Below are 15,512 nucleotides of genomic sequence, written 5' to 3'. Positions count from 1 at the left end.
CGCGATGGCGATGATTGGCGAATTTTTGGACTACTTGCGGTTTGAAAAGAACCGTTCAGAGTTGACTGTTAGCAGTTATGCCGAAGACCTGAAGGCTTTTGAGGCATATTTCAAAAATTTGGACATGCTGCTTTCCTGGGAGACTGTCGATGCCGATGTCATCCGTGGATGGATGGAAAGCATGATGGATAAAGGCAATAGAGCTACTTCTGTTAATCGCAGACTGAGTGCTCTTCGCTCGTTTTACCGTTATGCTCTGGCTCACCAAAAGGTAGCCCGCGACCCGTCGAGGATGATTAAGGGCCCGAAGAAGGCAAAGCCTCTGCCGCAATTTCTGAAAGAAGAGGAGATGAACCGGCTTCTGGATGTGGTGGAGTGGGGTGATGACTTCGAAAGCGTAAGGGCACGGACGATGCTGATGACTTTTTACGAGACAGGCATACGTCTCTCTGAATTGACAGGACTGGACGGCACGGCGATAGACTGGGCTAACCATGCTGTCAAAGTGTTGGGAAAGCGCAACAAGCAGCGCATCATCCCTCTGGGTGAGGAACTGGAGCACACCTTATTAATATATATAAGGGTGCGTGATGAGCAGGTCAAGGCCGGTAACGGCGCCCTGTTTGTGACTCGCAAGGGAGAGAGGATGAGCGGTGACCAGGTAAGAAACGAGGTGAAGCGATGTCTGTCGCTTGTATCCACGCTCAGCAAACGGTCGCCCCATGTGCTCCGCCATACCTTCGCTACCGCTATGCTCAATCACGAGGCTGGTCTGGAAAGTGTGAAGAAACTGTTGGGTCATGAGAGTCTCTCTACGACCGAAATCTACACCCATACCACCTTTGAGCAACTCAAGCGAGTATATCAAGAAGCCCATCCAAGGGCGTAACTCTTTAATTAAATAAAAAGGAGGTAATTATGGAAGTTAAGATTCAGTCGATACATTTCGACGCTACCGAGAAGTTACAGGCGTTTGTCGAAAAGAAAATCGCCAAGTTGGAAAAAACTTATGAAGATATTCAGAAAGTAGAGGTGCAATTAAAAGTGGTGAAGCCTGCCACCGCTCTCAACAAGCAAGCCTGCGTGACTGTGGGTGTGACCGGCAAGGACCTTTATGTTGAAAAGACTTGTGACACATTTGAGGAAAGTATTGACCAGTGTGTCGAGAGCCTGAAGGTTCAACTCACCAAATTCAAGGAAAAACAGCGTAGCCATTAAAAAAAACTGCAAAAAGTTTTGGCAATAGAAAAATAATGCGTATCTTTGCAGCCGTTTTACAACACGTCCTAAAAACGAGTCGCTCGGCGGCTGCAAGGATTTGCCTCTTTAGCTCAGTTGGCCAGAGCACGTGATTTGTAATCTCGGGGTCGTTGGTTCGAATCCGACAAGAGGCTCAAGAAACGGAAACGGACGCATGACCGTAAAAATATGGGTGGTTACCAGAGTGGCCAAATGGGGCAGACTGTAAATCTGCTGGCTTTCGCCTTCGGTGGTTCGAATCCATCACCACCCACTCAACGCGGAAATAGCTCAGTTGATAGAGCACTAGCCTTCCAAGCTGGGGGTCGCGGGTTTGAGCCCCGTTTTCCGCTCTAAATTTGCTGTAATAGCTCAGTGGTAGAGCACTTCCTTGGTAAGGAAGAGGTCCTGAGTTCAACTCTCAGTTACAGCTCTAATTCTTATCTCATTCCGGCAGAACGGAAAGGATATGGAAAACAAACAATATATTAATTTAAACTGATTTTCATTATAAAAATTAAATATCAAAGCTATGGCTAAAGAAGAATTCGTACGTACCAAACCGCATGTAAACATCGGTACTATCGGTCACGTTGACCACGGTAAGACTACTTTGACAGCTGCCATCTCTCTCGTTCTTCACAAGAGACTGGGTACTGGCGAGGAAGTTAAGTCATTTGACCAGATTGACAACGCTCCTGAGGAGAAAGAGCGTGGTATCACTATCAACTCTGCTCACATTGAGTATGAAACAGCTAAACGTCACTATGCACACGTTGACTGTCCCGGTCACGCTGACTATGTAAAGAACATGGTTACTGGTGCTGCTCAGATGGACGGTGCTATCCTGGTTTGTGCTGCTACTGATGGTCCTATGCCTCAGACACGTGAGCACGTGCTTCTCGCTCGTCAGGTAAACGTTCCCCGTCTGGTAGTATTCCTGAACAAGTGCGATATGGTAGACGACGAGGAAATGCTGGAGCTCGTTGAGATGGAGCTTCACGAGATTCTCGAGCAGTATGGCTATGAAGAGGATACTCCTATCATCCGCGGTTCTGCACTCGGTGCTCTGAACGGTGTTGAGAAGTGGGAGGACAAGGTTCTCGAACTGATGGATACTGTTGATACATGGATCCAGGAGCCTGTTCGTGAGGTTGATAAGCCTTTCTTGATGCCTGTTGAGGACGTGTTCTCAATCACTGGCCGTGGTACTGTTGCTACAGGTCGTATCGAGACTGGTAAGTGTAAGGTAGGTGACGAAGTTCAGCTGCTCGGTCTCGGTGAGGACAAGAAGTCAGTTATCACTGGTGTTGAGATGTTCCGCAAGATTCTTGCTGAGGGTGAGGCTGGTGACAACGTAGGTCTGCTTCTCCGTGGTATCGACAAGAACGAGGTTAAGCGTGGTATGGTAGTTGTGCATCCCGGTGCTATCACTCCTCACGATCACTTCAAGGCTTCTATCTATGTATTGAAGAAGGAAGAGGGTGGCCGTCACACTCCATTCGGTAACAAGTATCGTCCTCAGTTCTATCTCCGTACTATGGACTGTACCGGTGAAATCAAACTTCCTGAGGGAGTTGAGATGGTAATGCCTGGTGACAACGTAGAGATTGAGGTTACCTTGATTTACAAGGTTGCTCTGAACGAGGGTCTCCGTTTCGCTATCCGTGAGGGTGGTCGTACAGTAGGTTCTGGTCAGATCACAGCTATCCTCGACGACGTTAAGTAATCAGAGAATTAGTTGAAAAACTAAATACAAGTCTCCGCAGCTGCGGTTGCGGAGACTTTCTTACGGGTTTAGCTCAGTTGGTAGAGCACTGGTCTCCAAAACCAGGTGTCGGGGGTTCGAGCCCTCCAACCCGTGCAAAAATAAAAAATATATGTTTAAGAAAATAGGAAATTATTGCAAGGCTTGTTATAACGAACTTGTACATAAGACCACTTGGCCGTCATACGCTGAGCTGACGCATAGCGCTGTTGTTGTGCTGTCTGCTTCTGTTGTGGTGGCTCTTGTTGTTTTCGCAATGGATAGTTTTTTCCGTTTTGTGATGACTACCATCTATCCTAATTAAAGGTAACAATGGCAGAAACTGGAATGAATTGGTATGTACTGCGCGCCGTTAGTGGCAAGGAGGCCAAGCTCAAAGAATATATTGAGGCCGAAATCAAACACAACGATTTGCTCAGTGCTAATGTAGCTCAGGTACTTATTCCTACAGAGAAGACATATTCTCAGCGTAACGGTCGTCGCGTGGAGAAGGAAAAAATCTCTCTGCCAGGATATGTTTTTGTGCAGGCAACACTCATCGGTGATGTTGCACATACTTTGCGCTTTATGCCCAACTGTTTAGGTTTCCTCGGAGGTCTTGACAATCCCTCACCTGTTCCCCAGAGCGATATCAACCGTATGCTCGGTGCTGCTGAGGAAGCTGAGTTTGCCGCAGACGTAAACATCCCTTACGAGGTAAACGAGGTTGTCAAGGTTACCGACGGTCCTTTCAGCGGATTTACCGGTATCATCGAAGAGGTGAACACCGAAAAGCGCAAGCTCAAGGTTATGGTGAAAATCTTCGGACGCAAGACACCGCTTGAGTTGAATTTCATGCAAGTAGAAAAAGAAGGATAGGCGCATATTGTTACGGTGTGTCTTCCTAACAAGTCGAGAGGCTTCCACTCTTCAGACTGATAATTAACAAAAAATCAATTATTAACAAAAATGGCTAAAGAAGTTGCTGGATTAATCAAATTACAGATTAAAGGTGGCGCTGCGAATCCTTCACCACCCGTAGGTCCTGCTTTGGGTTCTAAGGGTATCAACATTATGGGATTCTGCAAAGAGTTCAACGCCAGAACCCAGGATAAGGCAGGTAAGATACTTCCTGTTGTTATCACTTATTATACAGACAAGTCTTTCAGCTTTATTATCAAGACTCCTCCCGCAGCTGTGCAGTTGAAAGAGGTGGCCAAGGTAAAGAGTGGTTCAGCCCAGCCCAACCGTCAGAAGGTGGCAACCGTAACCTGGGATCAGGTAAAGGCTATCGCCGAAGACAAGATGGCTGACTTGAACTGTTTCACTATCGAGAGCGCTATGAGACTTGTTGCCGGTACTGCTCGCAGTATGGGTATCACTGTAAAAGGGGACTTCCCTGGAGAATAATTTAAAAACTTCAATTAAAGATGAGTAAACTGACAAAAAATCAAAAATCAGTCGCTGAGAAGGTTGAAGCAGGGAAGATGTACACACTCAAGGAGGCTACAGAGCTGGTCAAGGAAATTACCACTACCAAGTTTGAGGCTTCTGTTGACGTGGACGTTCGTCTTGGTGTTGACCCCCGTAAGGCAAACCAGATGGTTCGTGGCGTAGTATCTCTTCCTAACGGAACAGGTAAGGTTACGCGTGTACTCGCCCTCTGTACTCCCGATCAGGAAGCAGCTGCCAAGGAGGCAGGTGCCGACTACGTTGGTCTTGATGAATATATTGAGAAGATCAAAGGCGGATGGACAGATATCGATGTCATCATCACAATGCCCTCTTGCATGGGTAAAGTAGGTCCCCTCGGCCGTGTACTCGGTCCTCGTGGTCTTATGCCTAACCCCAAGAGCGGTACTGTAACTATGGATGTTGCTAAGGCAGTTAAGGACGTTAAGCAGGGTAAGATTGACTTCAAGGTAGATAAGGCTGGTATCATCCACACCTCTATCGGTAAGGTTAATATGACCGCCGAGCAGATTTATGGTAACGCTAAGGAGTTTATCCAGACCGTTATCAAGTTGAAGCCTGCTGCTGCTAAAGGTACATATATCAAGAGTATCTTTATTTCAAGCACTATGAGTAAGGGTATCAAGATTGATCCTAAATCAGTTGAATAACTCTAAAAGTTTTGTACAATGAAGAAAGAACTTAAAGATACTATTATAGCAGAGCTTGGACAGAAACTCAAGGAATATCCCCATTTCTATCTTGTTGACGTAACAGGATTGAATGCAGAGAAAACCAGTGATTTCCGTCGCCAGTGCTTCAAGAGTGAAATCAAGATGGTCGTTGTGAAGAACACCCTTCTCCACAAGGCAATGGAAGAGTCTGAGATTGATTTCTCTGAGCTCTACGGTAGCCTGAAGGGTAGCACCGCCGTCCTCTTCGCTCACACAGCGAATGTACCTGCCAAGTTGCTTAAGGAATATACCAAAGAGGGTATCCCCGCACTTAAGGCTGCTTACGCAGAGGAGGGTTTCTTCGGAGCTAACCAGCTCGAGGAACTCGTGGCTATCAAGAGCAAGAACGAAGTTATCGCAGATATTGTTGCTTTGCTTCAGTCTCCCGCCAAGAACGTTGTTTCTGCTCTTCAGTCAGGCGCAAACACCATCCACGGTGTGCTCAAGACTTTAGGCGAGCGTCCTGAATAATAATTGCAATGTAACAATTACAATTACATAAAGTCAAAGATATATTTATTACAAGAACAATTAAAATTTAGAATAAAATGGCAGACATTAAAGCTATTGCAGAAGAATTAGTAAATCTTACTGTTAAGGAAGTAAATGAGTTGGCAACAGTCCTGAAGGACGAGTACGGTATTGAGCCCGCAGCTGCAGCTGTTGCTGTTGCTGCTGGTCCTGCTGCTGCTGGTGCAGCCGCAGCTGAGGAGAAGACATCTTTCGATGTTGTCCTCGCTGAGGTAGGTGCTACAAAGCTCCAGGTAGTTAAGGCTGTTAAGGAGGCTTGCGGTCTTGGTCTGAAAGAGGCTAAGGATCTCGTAGACGCTGCTCCTGCTACAGTTAAGGAAGGTCTCTCTAAGGAAGAGGCTGAGAACCTGAAGAAGGCTATCGAGGAAGCTGGCGCTAAGGTAGAGCTCAAGTAATAAGAACTCAGTTTTCTCTTAAATATGGTTAGGATTTGCCCAGTCGGTGAGTCCTAACCTTTTTGTGTCTTTCTATAGACGCTGATGCCCAGCCCGCTCTTTCGGGCTTTTATAACAGATCATTTAATTCATTTATGGCTACAAAAATTGTCGATAACAGAGTAAATTTTGCCAGCGTGCATAATCCGTACCCTTTCCCGGATTTTCTCGATGTGCAGTTGAAGTCTTTCAAGGACTTTTTACAGTTGGAAACTCCGCCTGAAGAACGCAAGAATGACGGTCTGTATAAGGTGTTCGCTGAGAACTTCCCTATCACCGATACTCGCAATAACTTCGTTCTTGAGTTCTTGGATTACTATATTGATCCGCCGCGTTACACCATAGACGAGTGTCTGGAGCGTGGCCTTACATATAGTGTGCCTTTGAAGGCTAAGATGAAGCTGTTTTGTACCGACCCCGACCACGAGGATTTCGGAACCGTCATCCAGGACGTGTTCCTCGGTACCATTCCTTACATGACAAGCAACGGTACATTCGTTATCAACGGTGCTGAGCGCGTGGTAGTTGCCCAGCTGCACCGTTCACCGGGTGTATTCTTCGGTCAGGGTGTGCATGCCAACGGTACTGTGCTTTACAGCGCACGTATCATTCCATTCAAGGGCTCTTGGATTGAGTTTGCGACCGATATAAATAATGTAATGTATGCTTATATCGACCGTAAGAAGAAATTGCCTGTTACGACACTGCTGCGTGCCATCGGTTATGAAAGCGATAAGGACATTCTGCGCATCTTCGACCTTGCCGAGGAGGTAAAGGTCAACAAGAAGAACCTCAAGGCCTGCGTAGGCCGCAAGGTTGCCGGTAGCGTGGTGACTCGCTGGAACGAGGATTTCGTGGATGAAGATACTGGTGAAGTAGTATCTATTGACCGTTCGGAAGTTATCGTTGAGCGTGAGACAGTCATCACCGAGGAGATGATACCTGAGATTCTGGAAAGTGGAGCTCAGAGCATTCTCCTGCACAAGGATGCCGAAGCCGGTAACAAGTATTCTATCATCTTCAATACATTGGCCAAAGACCCCTCTAACTCTGAGAAGGAGGCCGTGCTCTACATCTATCGCCAGCTGCGTAATGCTGACCCTGCCGATGATGCCAGTGCCAAGGAAGTATTCCAGAATCTGTTCTTCTCTGACAAGCGTTACGACTTGGGCGAGGTGGGCCGCTACCGTATCAACAAGAAGTTGGGCCTGAACACCGAGTCTGATGTCCGCGTGCTTACCAAGGAAGATATCATCGAGATTATCAAATATCTTATCCAGCTCGTCAACTCCAATGCTACCGTTGACGATATCGACCACCTGAGCAACCGCCGTGTACGCACGGTAGGCGAGCAGTTGGCCAACCAGTTCTCTATCGGTCTTGCCCGTATGGCCCGTACCATCCGTGAGCGCATGAACGTTCGTGATAATGAGGTGTTTACTCCTACCGACCTGATTAACGCCAAGACCATCTCGAGCGTTATCAATTCATTCTTCGGTACCAACCCTCTGAGCCAGTTCATGGACCAGACCAACCCCCTTGCCGAGGTTACCCACAAGCGTCGTCTTTCGGCCCTTGGTCCTGGCGGTCTTTCTCGTGAGCGTGCCGGTTTCGAGGTTCGAGACGTACACTATACTCACTACGGCCGTCTGTGTCCTATCGAGAGTCCTGAAGGTCCTAACATCGGTCTTATTTCATCACTCTGTCTGTATGCCAAGATTAACGACCTCGGCTTCATCGTTACACCTTACCGTAAGATTGTTGACGGCAAGGCCGACATGGACAACAAGGACGTGGTATACCTTACCGCAGAGGAGGAAGAGGCCAAGATTATCGGTCAGGGCAATGCTCCCCTTACTCCCGAGGGCAACTTCATCCGCAAGGTTGTAAAGTGCCGTCAGGATGCCGACTATCCAGTAGTTGCTCCTACCCAGGTAGATTACATGGACGTTGCTCCCCAGCAGATTGCTTCTGTTTCAGCAGGTCTTATTCCTTTCCTCGAGCACGATGACGGTCACCGTGCGCTGATGGGATGTAACATGATGCGCCAGGCAGTGCCATTGCTCCACAACGATGCACCTATCGTAGGTACCGGTCTGGAGAAGAAGGTCTGCGAGGACTCACGCACCATGATTACCGCCGAGGGCGACGGTGTCATCGAGTATGTTGACGCCACCACCATCCGTATTCTCTACGACCGCACCGAGGAGGAAGACTTTGTCAGCTTCGAGCCTGCTCTCAAGGAGTATCGCATTCCCAAGTTCCGTCGTACCAACCAGAATATGACCATCGACCTTCGTCCTATCTGCGACAAGGGTCAGCGTGTGAAAGCCGGTGATATCCTCACCGAGGGTTATGCCACCGAGAATGGTGAGCTGGCCCTGGGTCGCAACCTGCTCGTAGCCTACGTGCCATGGAAGGGTTACAACTATGAGGACGCCGTCGTTATCTCTGAGCGCCTGGTAAGTGAGGATGTGCTCACTTCCGTACATGTCGACGAGTATTCACTCGACGTGCGTGAGACCAAGCGTGGTGTGGAAGAGTTTACCTCTGATATCCCCAATGTGAGCGAAGAGGCTACCAAGGACCTTGACGAGAACGGTGTTATCCGCGTCGGAGCCCGCGTAGAGCCAGGCGATGTACTCATCGGTAAGATTTCGCCCAAGGGCGAGAGCGACCCCTCACCCGAGGAGAAGCTGCTGCGCGCCATCTTCGGCGACAAGGCCGGCGATGTGAAGGACTCTTCACTCAAGGCCAATCCATCACTCAGCGGTGTGGTTATCGACAAGAAGCTCTTCTCTCGTGCCATCAAGACTCGTGAGTCCAAGAAGCAGGACAAGATTGTTCTGGCCAAGATTGACGAGGAATACGAGGCAAAGAATGAGGACCTGAAGGATATCCTCGTTGACAAGCTCCTTGAACTCACCGAAGACAAGAAGTGTGAGGGTATCAAGGACTATACCGGTGCCGAAATCATCTCCAAGGGTTCTACCTTCACCGCTACTGCGCTGAAGAACCTCGAGTACGACGGCATCCAGAGCAATGGCTGGACTGGCGACGAGCATACCGACGGCCTTATCCAGAAGCTCATCATGAACTATATCCGCAAGTACAAGCAGCTCGATGCCGAGCTGAAGCGCCGCAAGTTTGCCATCACCATTGGCGACGAGCTGCCTTCAGGCATCCTGCAGATGGCCAAGGTCTATATCGCCAAGAAGCGTAAGATTCAGGTGGGCGACAAGCTCGCTGGTCGTCACGGTAACAAGGGTATCGTTTCCAAGGTCGTACGTGCCGAGGATATGCCTTTCCTCGAGGACGGACGTCCTGTAGACCTGGTGCTCAACCCTATGGGTGTGCCCTCTCGTATGAACCTCGGTCAGATCTTCGAAGCCATCCTCGGTGCTGCCGGTAAGAAGCTCGGTGTCAAGTTTGCCACTCCTATCTTCGACGGTGCCAAGCTCAACGACCTCTCCGAGTGGACCGACAAGGCAGGTCTGCCCCGCCTCTGCTCTACCTATATATATGATGGTGAGACCGGCGAGAAGTTCGACCAGCCCGCTACCATCGGTATGACCTACTTCTTGAAGCTCGGCCACATGGTAGAAGACAAGATGCACGCCCGTTCTATCGGTCCGTACAGCTTGATTACCCAGCAGCCACTCGGTGGTAAAGCCCAGTTTGGTGGTCAGCGTTTCGGAGAGATGGAGGTTTGGGCTCTTGAGGCATTCGGCGCAAGCCATGTGCTCCAGGAGATTCTGACCATCAAGAGTGATGACGTCGTAGGACGTTCCAAGGCTTACGAGGCTATCGTCAAGGGCGATGCCATGCCTACTCCCGGTATCCCCGAGTCACTCAACGTACTTCTCCACGAACTCCGTGGTCTTGGTTTGAGTATCAAACTTGATTAAACGAGAACCCTTAATTATTTCAAGACAATGGCTTTTAAGAAAGATACAAAAATAAAGAATAATTTTACGAAGATTACCATCGGATTGGCTTCTCCCGAAGAAATCCTGGAAAATTCGTTTGGCGAGGTTACCAAACCAGAGACGATTAACTATCGTACCTATAAGCCAGAGCGTGACGGACTCTTCTGCGAGCGCATCTTCGGTCCTACCAAGGACTATGAGTGCGCCTGCGGCAAGTACAAGCGCATACGCTACAAGGGTATCGTCTGCGACCGATGCGGTGTCGAGGTTACCGAGAAGAAGGTACGCCGCGAGCGCTCAGGTCATATAGAACTGGTAGTGCCAATCGCACATATCTGGTATTTCCGTTCACTGCCCAACAAGATTGGCTATCTGCTCGGAATGCCTACCAAGAAGCTCGACGCTGTGGTCTACTACGAGAAGTATATCGTCATCAAGCCCGGAGCCTTTGAGGGCCGCACCGACAAGGACGGACTCGAGATCAACGGTTCTCACCGCATGGACCTTCTCACCGAAGACGAGTATCTGAACATTCTCGATACCCAGCTCGACCCCAACAACCAGCTCCTCCCCGACGATGATCCCAACAAGTTCATCGCCAAGATGGGTGCCGAGGCTATCCGCGACCTCCTTACCGACCTCGACCTCGACTCTATCTCTTACGAGCTGCGCGACCGAGCCAACAATGACTCCAGCCAGCAGCGCAAGACCGAGGCTCTGAAGCGCCTGCAGGTTGTCGAGGCTTTCCGCTCGTCCAAGGAGGTCAATAAGCCCGAGTGGATGATTATGAAGATACTTCCCGTCATCCCCCCCGAGCTTCGTCCGCTCGTACCCCTCGACGGTGGCCGCTTTGCCACATCCGACCTCAACGACCTCTACCGTCGTGTCATCATCCGCAACAACCGTCTGAAGAGACTCGTCGAAATCAAGGCTCCCGAGGTGATTCTCCGCAACGAGAAGCGTATGCTCCAGGAGGCTGTCGACTCTCTCTTCGACAACTCTCGCAAGGCCAGTGCCGTGAAGAGCGAGAGCAACCGTCCGCTCAAGTCACTCTCCGACTCACTCAAGGGTAAGCAGGGACGCTTCCGTCAGAACCTTCTCGGTAAGCGTGTCGACTATTCTGCGCGTTCGGTTATCGTCGTTGGTCCTGAGCTCAAGATGGGAGAGTGCGGTCTGCCCAAGCTGATGGCTGCCGAGCTCTACAAACCATTCATCATCCGCAAGCTCATCGAGCGTGGCATCGTCAAGACTGTCAAGAGTGCCAAGAAGATAGTAGACCGTCGTGAGCCCGTCATCTGGGACATCCTCGAGAATGTCATGAAGGGTCACCCCGTGCTCCTCAACCGTGCTCCTACACTGCACCGTCTGGGTATCCAGGCCTTCCAGCCCAAGCTCATCGAGGGCAAAGCCATCCAGCTCCACCCGCTGGCATGTACTGCGTTCAACGCCGACTTCGACGGTGACCAGATGGCTGTCCACCTTCCCTTGAGCAACGAGGCTGTACTCGAGGCACAGATATTGATGCTCCAGAGCCACAACATCCTCAACCCTGCCAACGGCGCTCCTATCACCGTGCCTTCTCAGGACATGGTGCTCGGTCTCTACTATATCACCAAGCTCCGTCCCGGAGCCAAGGGCGAGGGTCTGAGCTTCTACGGTCCCGAAGAGGCCATCATCGCCTACAACGACGGCAAGTGCGACCTCCACGCTCCTGTTAAGGTGCTCGTCGACGATATCGTTGAGGGTCAGCCCGTCAAGCATATTGTCGAGACCTCTGTTGGCCGCGTGGTAGTCAATCAGATTATCCCCGATGAACTGGGCTTCGTCAATGAAATCATCTCCAAGAAGTCACTCCGTGGCATCATCGCCCGCGTTATCAAGGCAGTCGGTATGGCTCGCGCCTGCGCCTTCCTTGACGGCATCAAGAACCTGGGTTACCACATGTCCTATGTAGCCGGTCTGTCGTTCAACCTCGACGATATCATCATCCCTGTTGAGAAGGAAGCTATCGTAGAGAAGGGACAGCGCGAGGTCGAGGAGATTACCAACAACTATAACATGGGTTTCATCACCGACAACGAGCGTTACAACCAGGTTATCGATGCCTGGACCCACGTCAACGACGAGTTGGGTGATGTCCTGATGAAGGAAATGACCGAAGCCGACCAGGGCTTCAACGCCGTATACATGATGCTCGACTCCGGAGCCCGTGGTTCTCAGGACCAGATCAAGCAGCTCTCCGGTATGCGTGGTCTGATGGCCAAGCCCCAGAAGGCAGGTGCCGAGGGCGCTCAGATTATTGAGAATCCTATCCTCTCCAACTTCAAGGAGGGTATGTCAGTGCTCGAGTACTTCATCGCTTCCCACGGTGCCCGTAAGGGTCTTGCCGATACCGCTATGAAGACTGCCGACGCCGGTTACCTTACCCGTCGTCTGGTCGACGTGTCTCACGATGTCATCATTACCCAGGAAGACTGCGGTACACTGCGTGGCCTCGAGTGCCGTGCGCTCAAGAATGGCGACGAGATTGTATCTTCTCTCGGCGAGCGCATCCTCGGCCGTGTGTCTGTCCATGACATCATCCATCCCACCACTGGCGAGCTCATCTGCGCCGCCGGTGAGGAAATCAATGAGGAGAAGGCCGACATCATCGAGAAGTCACCCATCGAGATGGTAGAAATCCGCTCCGTACTTACCTGTGAGAGCAAGCGCGGTATCTGCGCCAAGTGCTATGGCCGCAACCTCGCCACCTCGCGTATGGTACAGCTGGGCGAAGCTGCCGGTGTCATCGCCGCTCAGGCCATCGGTGAGCCTGGTACACAGCTTACACTGCGTACATTCCACGCCGGTGGTGTGGCTGGTAATGCAGCCGCCAACGCCAGCATCGTTGCCAAGAACAATGCCCGCATCGAGTTTGAAGAGGTGCGCGACGTTCCCTTCCGCGACGACGAGTCCAAGGATTGCCGTATGGTCGTAAGCCGTCTGGGCGAGATCCGATTCATCGACCCCAATACCGATATTGTCCTCTCTACCCTCGACCTGCCCTACGGTTCTATCCTCTACAACAAGCACGGCGACATCGTCAAGCAGGGCGACCTCATCGCCAAGTGGGACCCCTTCAATGCGCTCATCGTTACCGAATATGCCGGTACACTGCGCTTCAACGACGTCATCGACGGTGTCACCTTCAAGGCCGAGACCGACGATACCACAGGTCTTTCCGAGAAGATTATCATCGACGCCAAGGACCACACCAAGGTTCCTACCTGCGATGTGCTAGACGCCGACGGCAATGTGCTCGGTACCTACAACTTCCCCGTAGGCTGTCACGTAGTGGTAGAAGACGGACAGAAGGTATCTACCGGTGCCACTCTCGTTAAGATTCCACGTGCCGTAGGAGGTGCTGGTGACATCACCGGTGGTCTCCCACGAGTTACCGAGCTCTTCGAGGCCCGCAACCCCTCTAACCCCGCAGTCGTATCTGAGATCGATGGCGAGGTCACTATGGGCAAGCTCAAGCGTGGTAACCGCGAGATCATCGTTACGCCCAAGCACGGCGAACCCCATAAGTATCTTGTCAATCTGAGCAAGCAGCTGCTCGTGCAGGAGCACGATGCCGTGCGTGCCGGAACTCCACTCTCCGATGGTGTCATCACTCCCAATGACATCCTTGCCATCAAGGGTCCCACCGCCGTGCAGGAGTACATCGTCAACGAAGTACAGGACGTTTACCGCCTCCAGGGTGTGAAGATCAATGACAAGCACTTCGAGATTATCGTGCGTCAGATGATGCGCAAGGTTCAGATTAATGATCCGGGCGACACCACATTCCTTGAGCAGGAACTCGTAGACAAGCTCGACTTCGCCGAGGAGAACGACCGCATCTGGGGCAAGAAGGTAGTCACCGACGCCGGCGACTCCGAGAACCTCAAGGCTGGTCAGATTATCACTCTCCGCAAGCTGCGCGACGAGAACTCAAGCCTCAAGCGCCGCGACCTGCGCCTCGTCCAGGTGCGCGATGCCGTCCAGGCCACAGCCACCCAGATACTCCAGGGTATCACCCGTGCTGCCCTCGGTACCAAGAGCTTCATGTCTGCCGCTTCGTTCCAGGAGACCACCAAGGTGCTCAACGAGGCTGCCATCCGTGGCAAGCAAGACCGCCTCGAGGGTATGAAGGAGAACGTTATCTGCGGTCACCGCATCCCCGCCGGTACAGGTCTGCGCCAGTTTGACAAGCTCATCGTTGGTTCGCGTGAGGATTACGAGCGCATCGAGGCCAACAAGAAGAACATCCTCGACATCGACGTCAAGGACAGCAACATCTAAGGTTTTTCCCTTGATTACAACATAAGCGAGAGCCGCCGGCCCATTCAGGGTTATGCGGCTCTCGCTTTTTTTCAATGATACAGCCGTTATTGAGTTTTGTATGGAGCCCCAGACTGCTTGATCATGCGATTTGGAGCATTATCCGCCGGCTGCATGACGGCTACGCCGTAGCTCTGCAGATTGCTGTGGAGTCGGCAGAATTGTTAAAAATGTTAATTCCCGTTTGGTTTCATCCGCCTTATGTGTCTTATTGGTGTAACAAAGCCACAGTACAATGACCGAAAACCAGTTCATCAGCCTTGTCCCGCGACTGCGCCAGGTGGCGCTCACCGCAGCTGTCGGCGCCGGAAGTGATGCCGAAGGCGCCGAGGATGTCGCCCAAGACACGATGATACGCCTGTGGCAACTCCTTGCCGCGTTGGAGCGTGTCGAGTCGCCCGAAGCCCTCACTGCCACCATCGCCCGTCGCCTGGCTCTCAATGCCTGCCGTCGCCAGTCATCCCGCCTCCCTCTTGCCGACGCCCTCCGCCAGCTTGCCGCTTCGGTTTACGCCCAGCCCGATGTCAGCCTTCAGCACCACGAGAACCTCGAGTGGCTCGACAGTCAGATGCGGCGCCTGCCCTCAGTACAGCAGCAGGTTTTCTACATGCGTCAGGTCGAGCACCGCAGCCACGACGAGATAGCCCGCATCGTGGGCATAGCCCCCAAGTCGGTCAGCACCCTCTTGGCGAGAGCCCGCAAAGCGATTTATGAAGAATTGGACAAACGTAGATAAAGCCTTATGAGAAATCCCGATTATGCCACCATAGCCCGGCTCCTTGAGCGCTACATGCAGGGCACCACGTCGCTCAGCGAAGAGCAGACGCTGGAGCGTTTTTTCCGCACCGCCACTGATATTCCTGTCGAGTGGGCCACCTTCAGACTCATGTTTACCGCCTATGCCGCCCCCAGCCCCAAGTCTCGTGCGCTTACCCTGCGCCGGATGATGCCCTGGATGGCAGCAGCCTCAGTCGTGGCAGCCGTGGTCATCGCCGTGTGCCGTTTAGCTCCTTCCGACACCGCCTCCACCACTGCCCAAGCCATCCCCACTGCCATCCCCGTAGCTGAGCCGCTCCCCGCC

At 51.5% G+C, this 15,512-nt stretch carries 12 protein-coding genes, 5 tRNA genes and 1 pseudogene; all 18 read left to right on the top strand.

Annotation, left to right across the window (positions count from 1 at the left end):
- The first annotated feature begins 10 nt into the window (after positions 1-10).
- Complete coding sequence (gene xerC / locus CIK87_RS10065) at positions 11-889, top strand: tyrosine recombinase XerC (RefSeq protein WP_254046545.1); 879 nt, start codon at positions 11-13, stop codon at positions 887-889.
- A 29-nt stretch (positions 890-918) separates the two neighbouring features.
- A complete protein-coding gene (hpf, locus tag CIK87_RS10060; RefSeq protein ID WP_022309647.1) occupies positions 919-1,218 on the top strand; it encodes a ribosome hibernation-promoting factor, HPF/YfiA family in 300 nt (99 codons plus the stop codon).
- Between the two features lie 102 nt (positions 1,219-1,320).
- Positions 1,321-1,394: transfer RNA gene (locus CIK87_RS10055), tRNA-Thr, on the top strand.
- 36 nt (positions 1,395-1,430) lie between these two features.
- A tRNA-Tyr gene (locus tag CIK87_RS10050) sits at positions 1,431-1,513 on the top strand.
- A gap of 6 nt (positions 1,514-1,519) precedes the next feature.
- Positions 1,520-1,592 (top strand) — tRNA-Gly (locus CIK87_RS10045).
- Positions 1,593-1,600: 8 nt separating this feature from the next.
- Positions 1,601-1,672 (top strand) — tRNA-Thr (locus CIK87_RS10040).
- Positions 1,673-1,771: 99 nt separating this feature from the next.
- Positions 1,772-2,968 carry an elongation factor Tu gene (tuf, locus tag CIK87_RS10035; RefSeq protein ID WP_094387056.1) on the top strand — a complete coding sequence of 399 codons (1,197 nt, stop codon included), beginning with the start codon at positions 1,772-1,774 and terminating at the stop codon, positions 2,966-2,968.
- Between the two features lie 62 nt (positions 2,969-3,030).
- Positions 3,031-3,103: transfer RNA gene (locus CIK87_RS10030), tRNA-Trp, on the top strand.
- Between the two features lie 16 nt (positions 3,104-3,119).
- Positions 3,120-3,311 carry a preprotein translocase subunit SecE gene (secE, locus tag CIK87_RS10025; RefSeq protein WP_022309509.1) on the top strand — a complete coding sequence of 64 codons (192 nt, stop codon included), beginning with the start codon at positions 3,120-3,122 and terminating at the stop codon, positions 3,309-3,311.
- An 8-nt stretch (positions 3,312-3,319) separates the two neighbouring features.
- Entirely contained in the window at positions 3,320-3,865 is a 546-nt protein-coding gene (gene nusG / locus CIK87_RS10020) for a transcription termination/antitermination protein NusG (RefSeq protein ID WP_094387055.1), read from the top strand.
- Positions 3,866-3,955: 90 nt separating this feature from the next.
- Complete coding sequence (rplK, locus tag CIK87_RS10015) at positions 3,956-4,396, top strand: 50S ribosomal protein L11 (RefSeq protein WP_022309507.1); 441 nt, start codon at positions 3,956-3,958, stop codon at positions 4,394-4,396.
- Between the two features lie 20 nt (positions 4,397-4,416).
- Positions 4,417-5,109 carry a 50S ribosomal protein L1 gene (gene rplA / locus CIK87_RS10010; RefSeq protein ID WP_022309506.1) on the top strand — a complete coding sequence of 231 codons (693 nt, stop codon included), beginning with the start codon at positions 4,417-4,419 and terminating at the stop codon, positions 5,107-5,109.
- 18 nt (positions 5,110-5,127) lie between these two features.
- Positions 5,128-5,643, top strand: a complete 516-nt coding sequence (rplJ, locus tag CIK87_RS10005) for a 50S ribosomal protein L10 (protein ID WP_022309505.1) — start codon at positions 5,128-5,130, stop codon at positions 5,641-5,643.
- Between the two features lie 77 nt (positions 5,644-5,720).
- Positions 5,721-6,098, top strand: a complete 378-nt coding sequence (rplL, locus tag CIK87_RS10000; RefSeq protein ID WP_094387054.1) for a 50S ribosomal protein L7/L12 — start codon at positions 5,721-5,723, stop codon at positions 6,096-6,098.
- Positions 6,099-6,232: 134 nt separating this feature from the next.
- On the top strand, positions 6,233-10,045 hold the full coding sequence (gene rpoB / locus CIK87_RS09995) for a DNA-directed RNA polymerase subunit beta (RefSeq protein ID WP_022309503.1): 3,813 nt from the start codon (positions 6,233-6,235) through the stop codon (positions 10,043-10,045).
- Between the two features lie 27 nt (positions 10,046-10,072).
- Entirely contained in the window at positions 10,073-14,392 is a 4,320-nt protein-coding gene (gene rpoC / locus CIK87_RS09990) for a DNA-directed RNA polymerase subunit beta' (RefSeq protein WP_094387053.1), read from the top strand.
- Positions 14,393-14,666: 274 nt separating this feature from the next.
- Positions 14,667-15,167: an RNA polymerase sigma factor gene (locus CIK87_RS09985; RefSeq protein ID WP_094387052.1), complete on the top strand. Its 501-nt coding sequence runs from the start codon at positions 14,667-14,669 to the stop codon at positions 15,165-15,167.
- 6 nt (positions 15,168-15,173) lie between these two features.
- Positions 15,174-15,512: pseudogene (locus tag CIK87_RS09980) on the top strand (hypothetical protein); the annotation flags it as partial.

It is taken from the genome of Prevotella sp. P5-64 (genome assembly GCF_002251285.1).
Classification (GTDB): Bacteria; Bacteroidota; Bacteroidia; order Bacteroidales; family Bacteroidaceae; genus Prevotella.
The sequence above is the reverse complement of the archived record's forward strand: the minus strand, read 5'-3'. Positions and strand labels throughout refer to the sequence as shown.

Excerpts from the sequence above, each read along its gene's own strand:
- rplL (WP_094387054.1), top strand. The coding sequence starts at position 5,721 with ATGGCAGACATTAAAGCTATTGCAGAAGAATTAGTAAATCTTACTGTT.
- rplJ (WP_022309505.1), top strand. The coding sequence starts at position 5,128 with ATGAAGAAAGAACTTAAAGATACTATTATAGCAGAGCTTGGACAGAAA.
- rpoB (WP_022309503.1), top strand. The coding sequence starts at position 6,233 with ATGGCTACAAAAATTGTCGATAACAGAGTAAATTTTGCCAGCGTGCAT.
- rpoC (WP_094387053.1), top strand. The coding sequence starts at position 10,073 with ATGGCTTTTAAGAAAGATACAAAAATAAAGAATAATTTTACGAAGATT.
- rplA (WP_022309506.1), top strand. The coding sequence starts at position 4,417 with ATGAGTAAACTGACAAAAAATCAAAAATCAGTCGCTGAGAAGGTTGAA.
- hpf (WP_022309647.1), top strand. The coding sequence starts at position 919 with ATGGAAGTTAAGATTCAGTCGATACATTTCGACGCTACCGAGAAGTTA.
- tuf (WP_094387056.1), top strand. The coding sequence starts at position 1,772 with ATGGCTAAAGAAGAATTCGTACGTACCAAACCGCATGTAAACATCGGT.
- nusG (WP_094387055.1), top strand. The coding sequence starts at position 3,320 with ATGGCAGAAACTGGAATGAATTGGTATGTACTGCGCGCCGTTAGTGGC.
- secE (WP_022309509.1), top strand. The coding sequence starts at position 3,120 with ATGTTTAAGAAAATAGGAAATTATTGCAAGGCTTGTTATAACGAACTT.
- CIK87_RS09985 (WP_094387052.1), top strand. The coding sequence starts at position 14,667 with ATGACCGAAAACCAGTTCATCAGCCTTGTCCCGCGACTGCGCCAGGTG.
- rplK (WP_022309507.1), top strand. The coding sequence starts at position 3,956 with ATGGCTAAAGAAGTTGCTGGATTAATCAAATTACAGATTAAAGGTGGC.
- xerC (WP_254046545.1), top strand. The coding sequence starts at position 11 with ATGATTGGCGAATTTTTGGACTACTTGCGGTTTGAAAAGAACCGTTCA.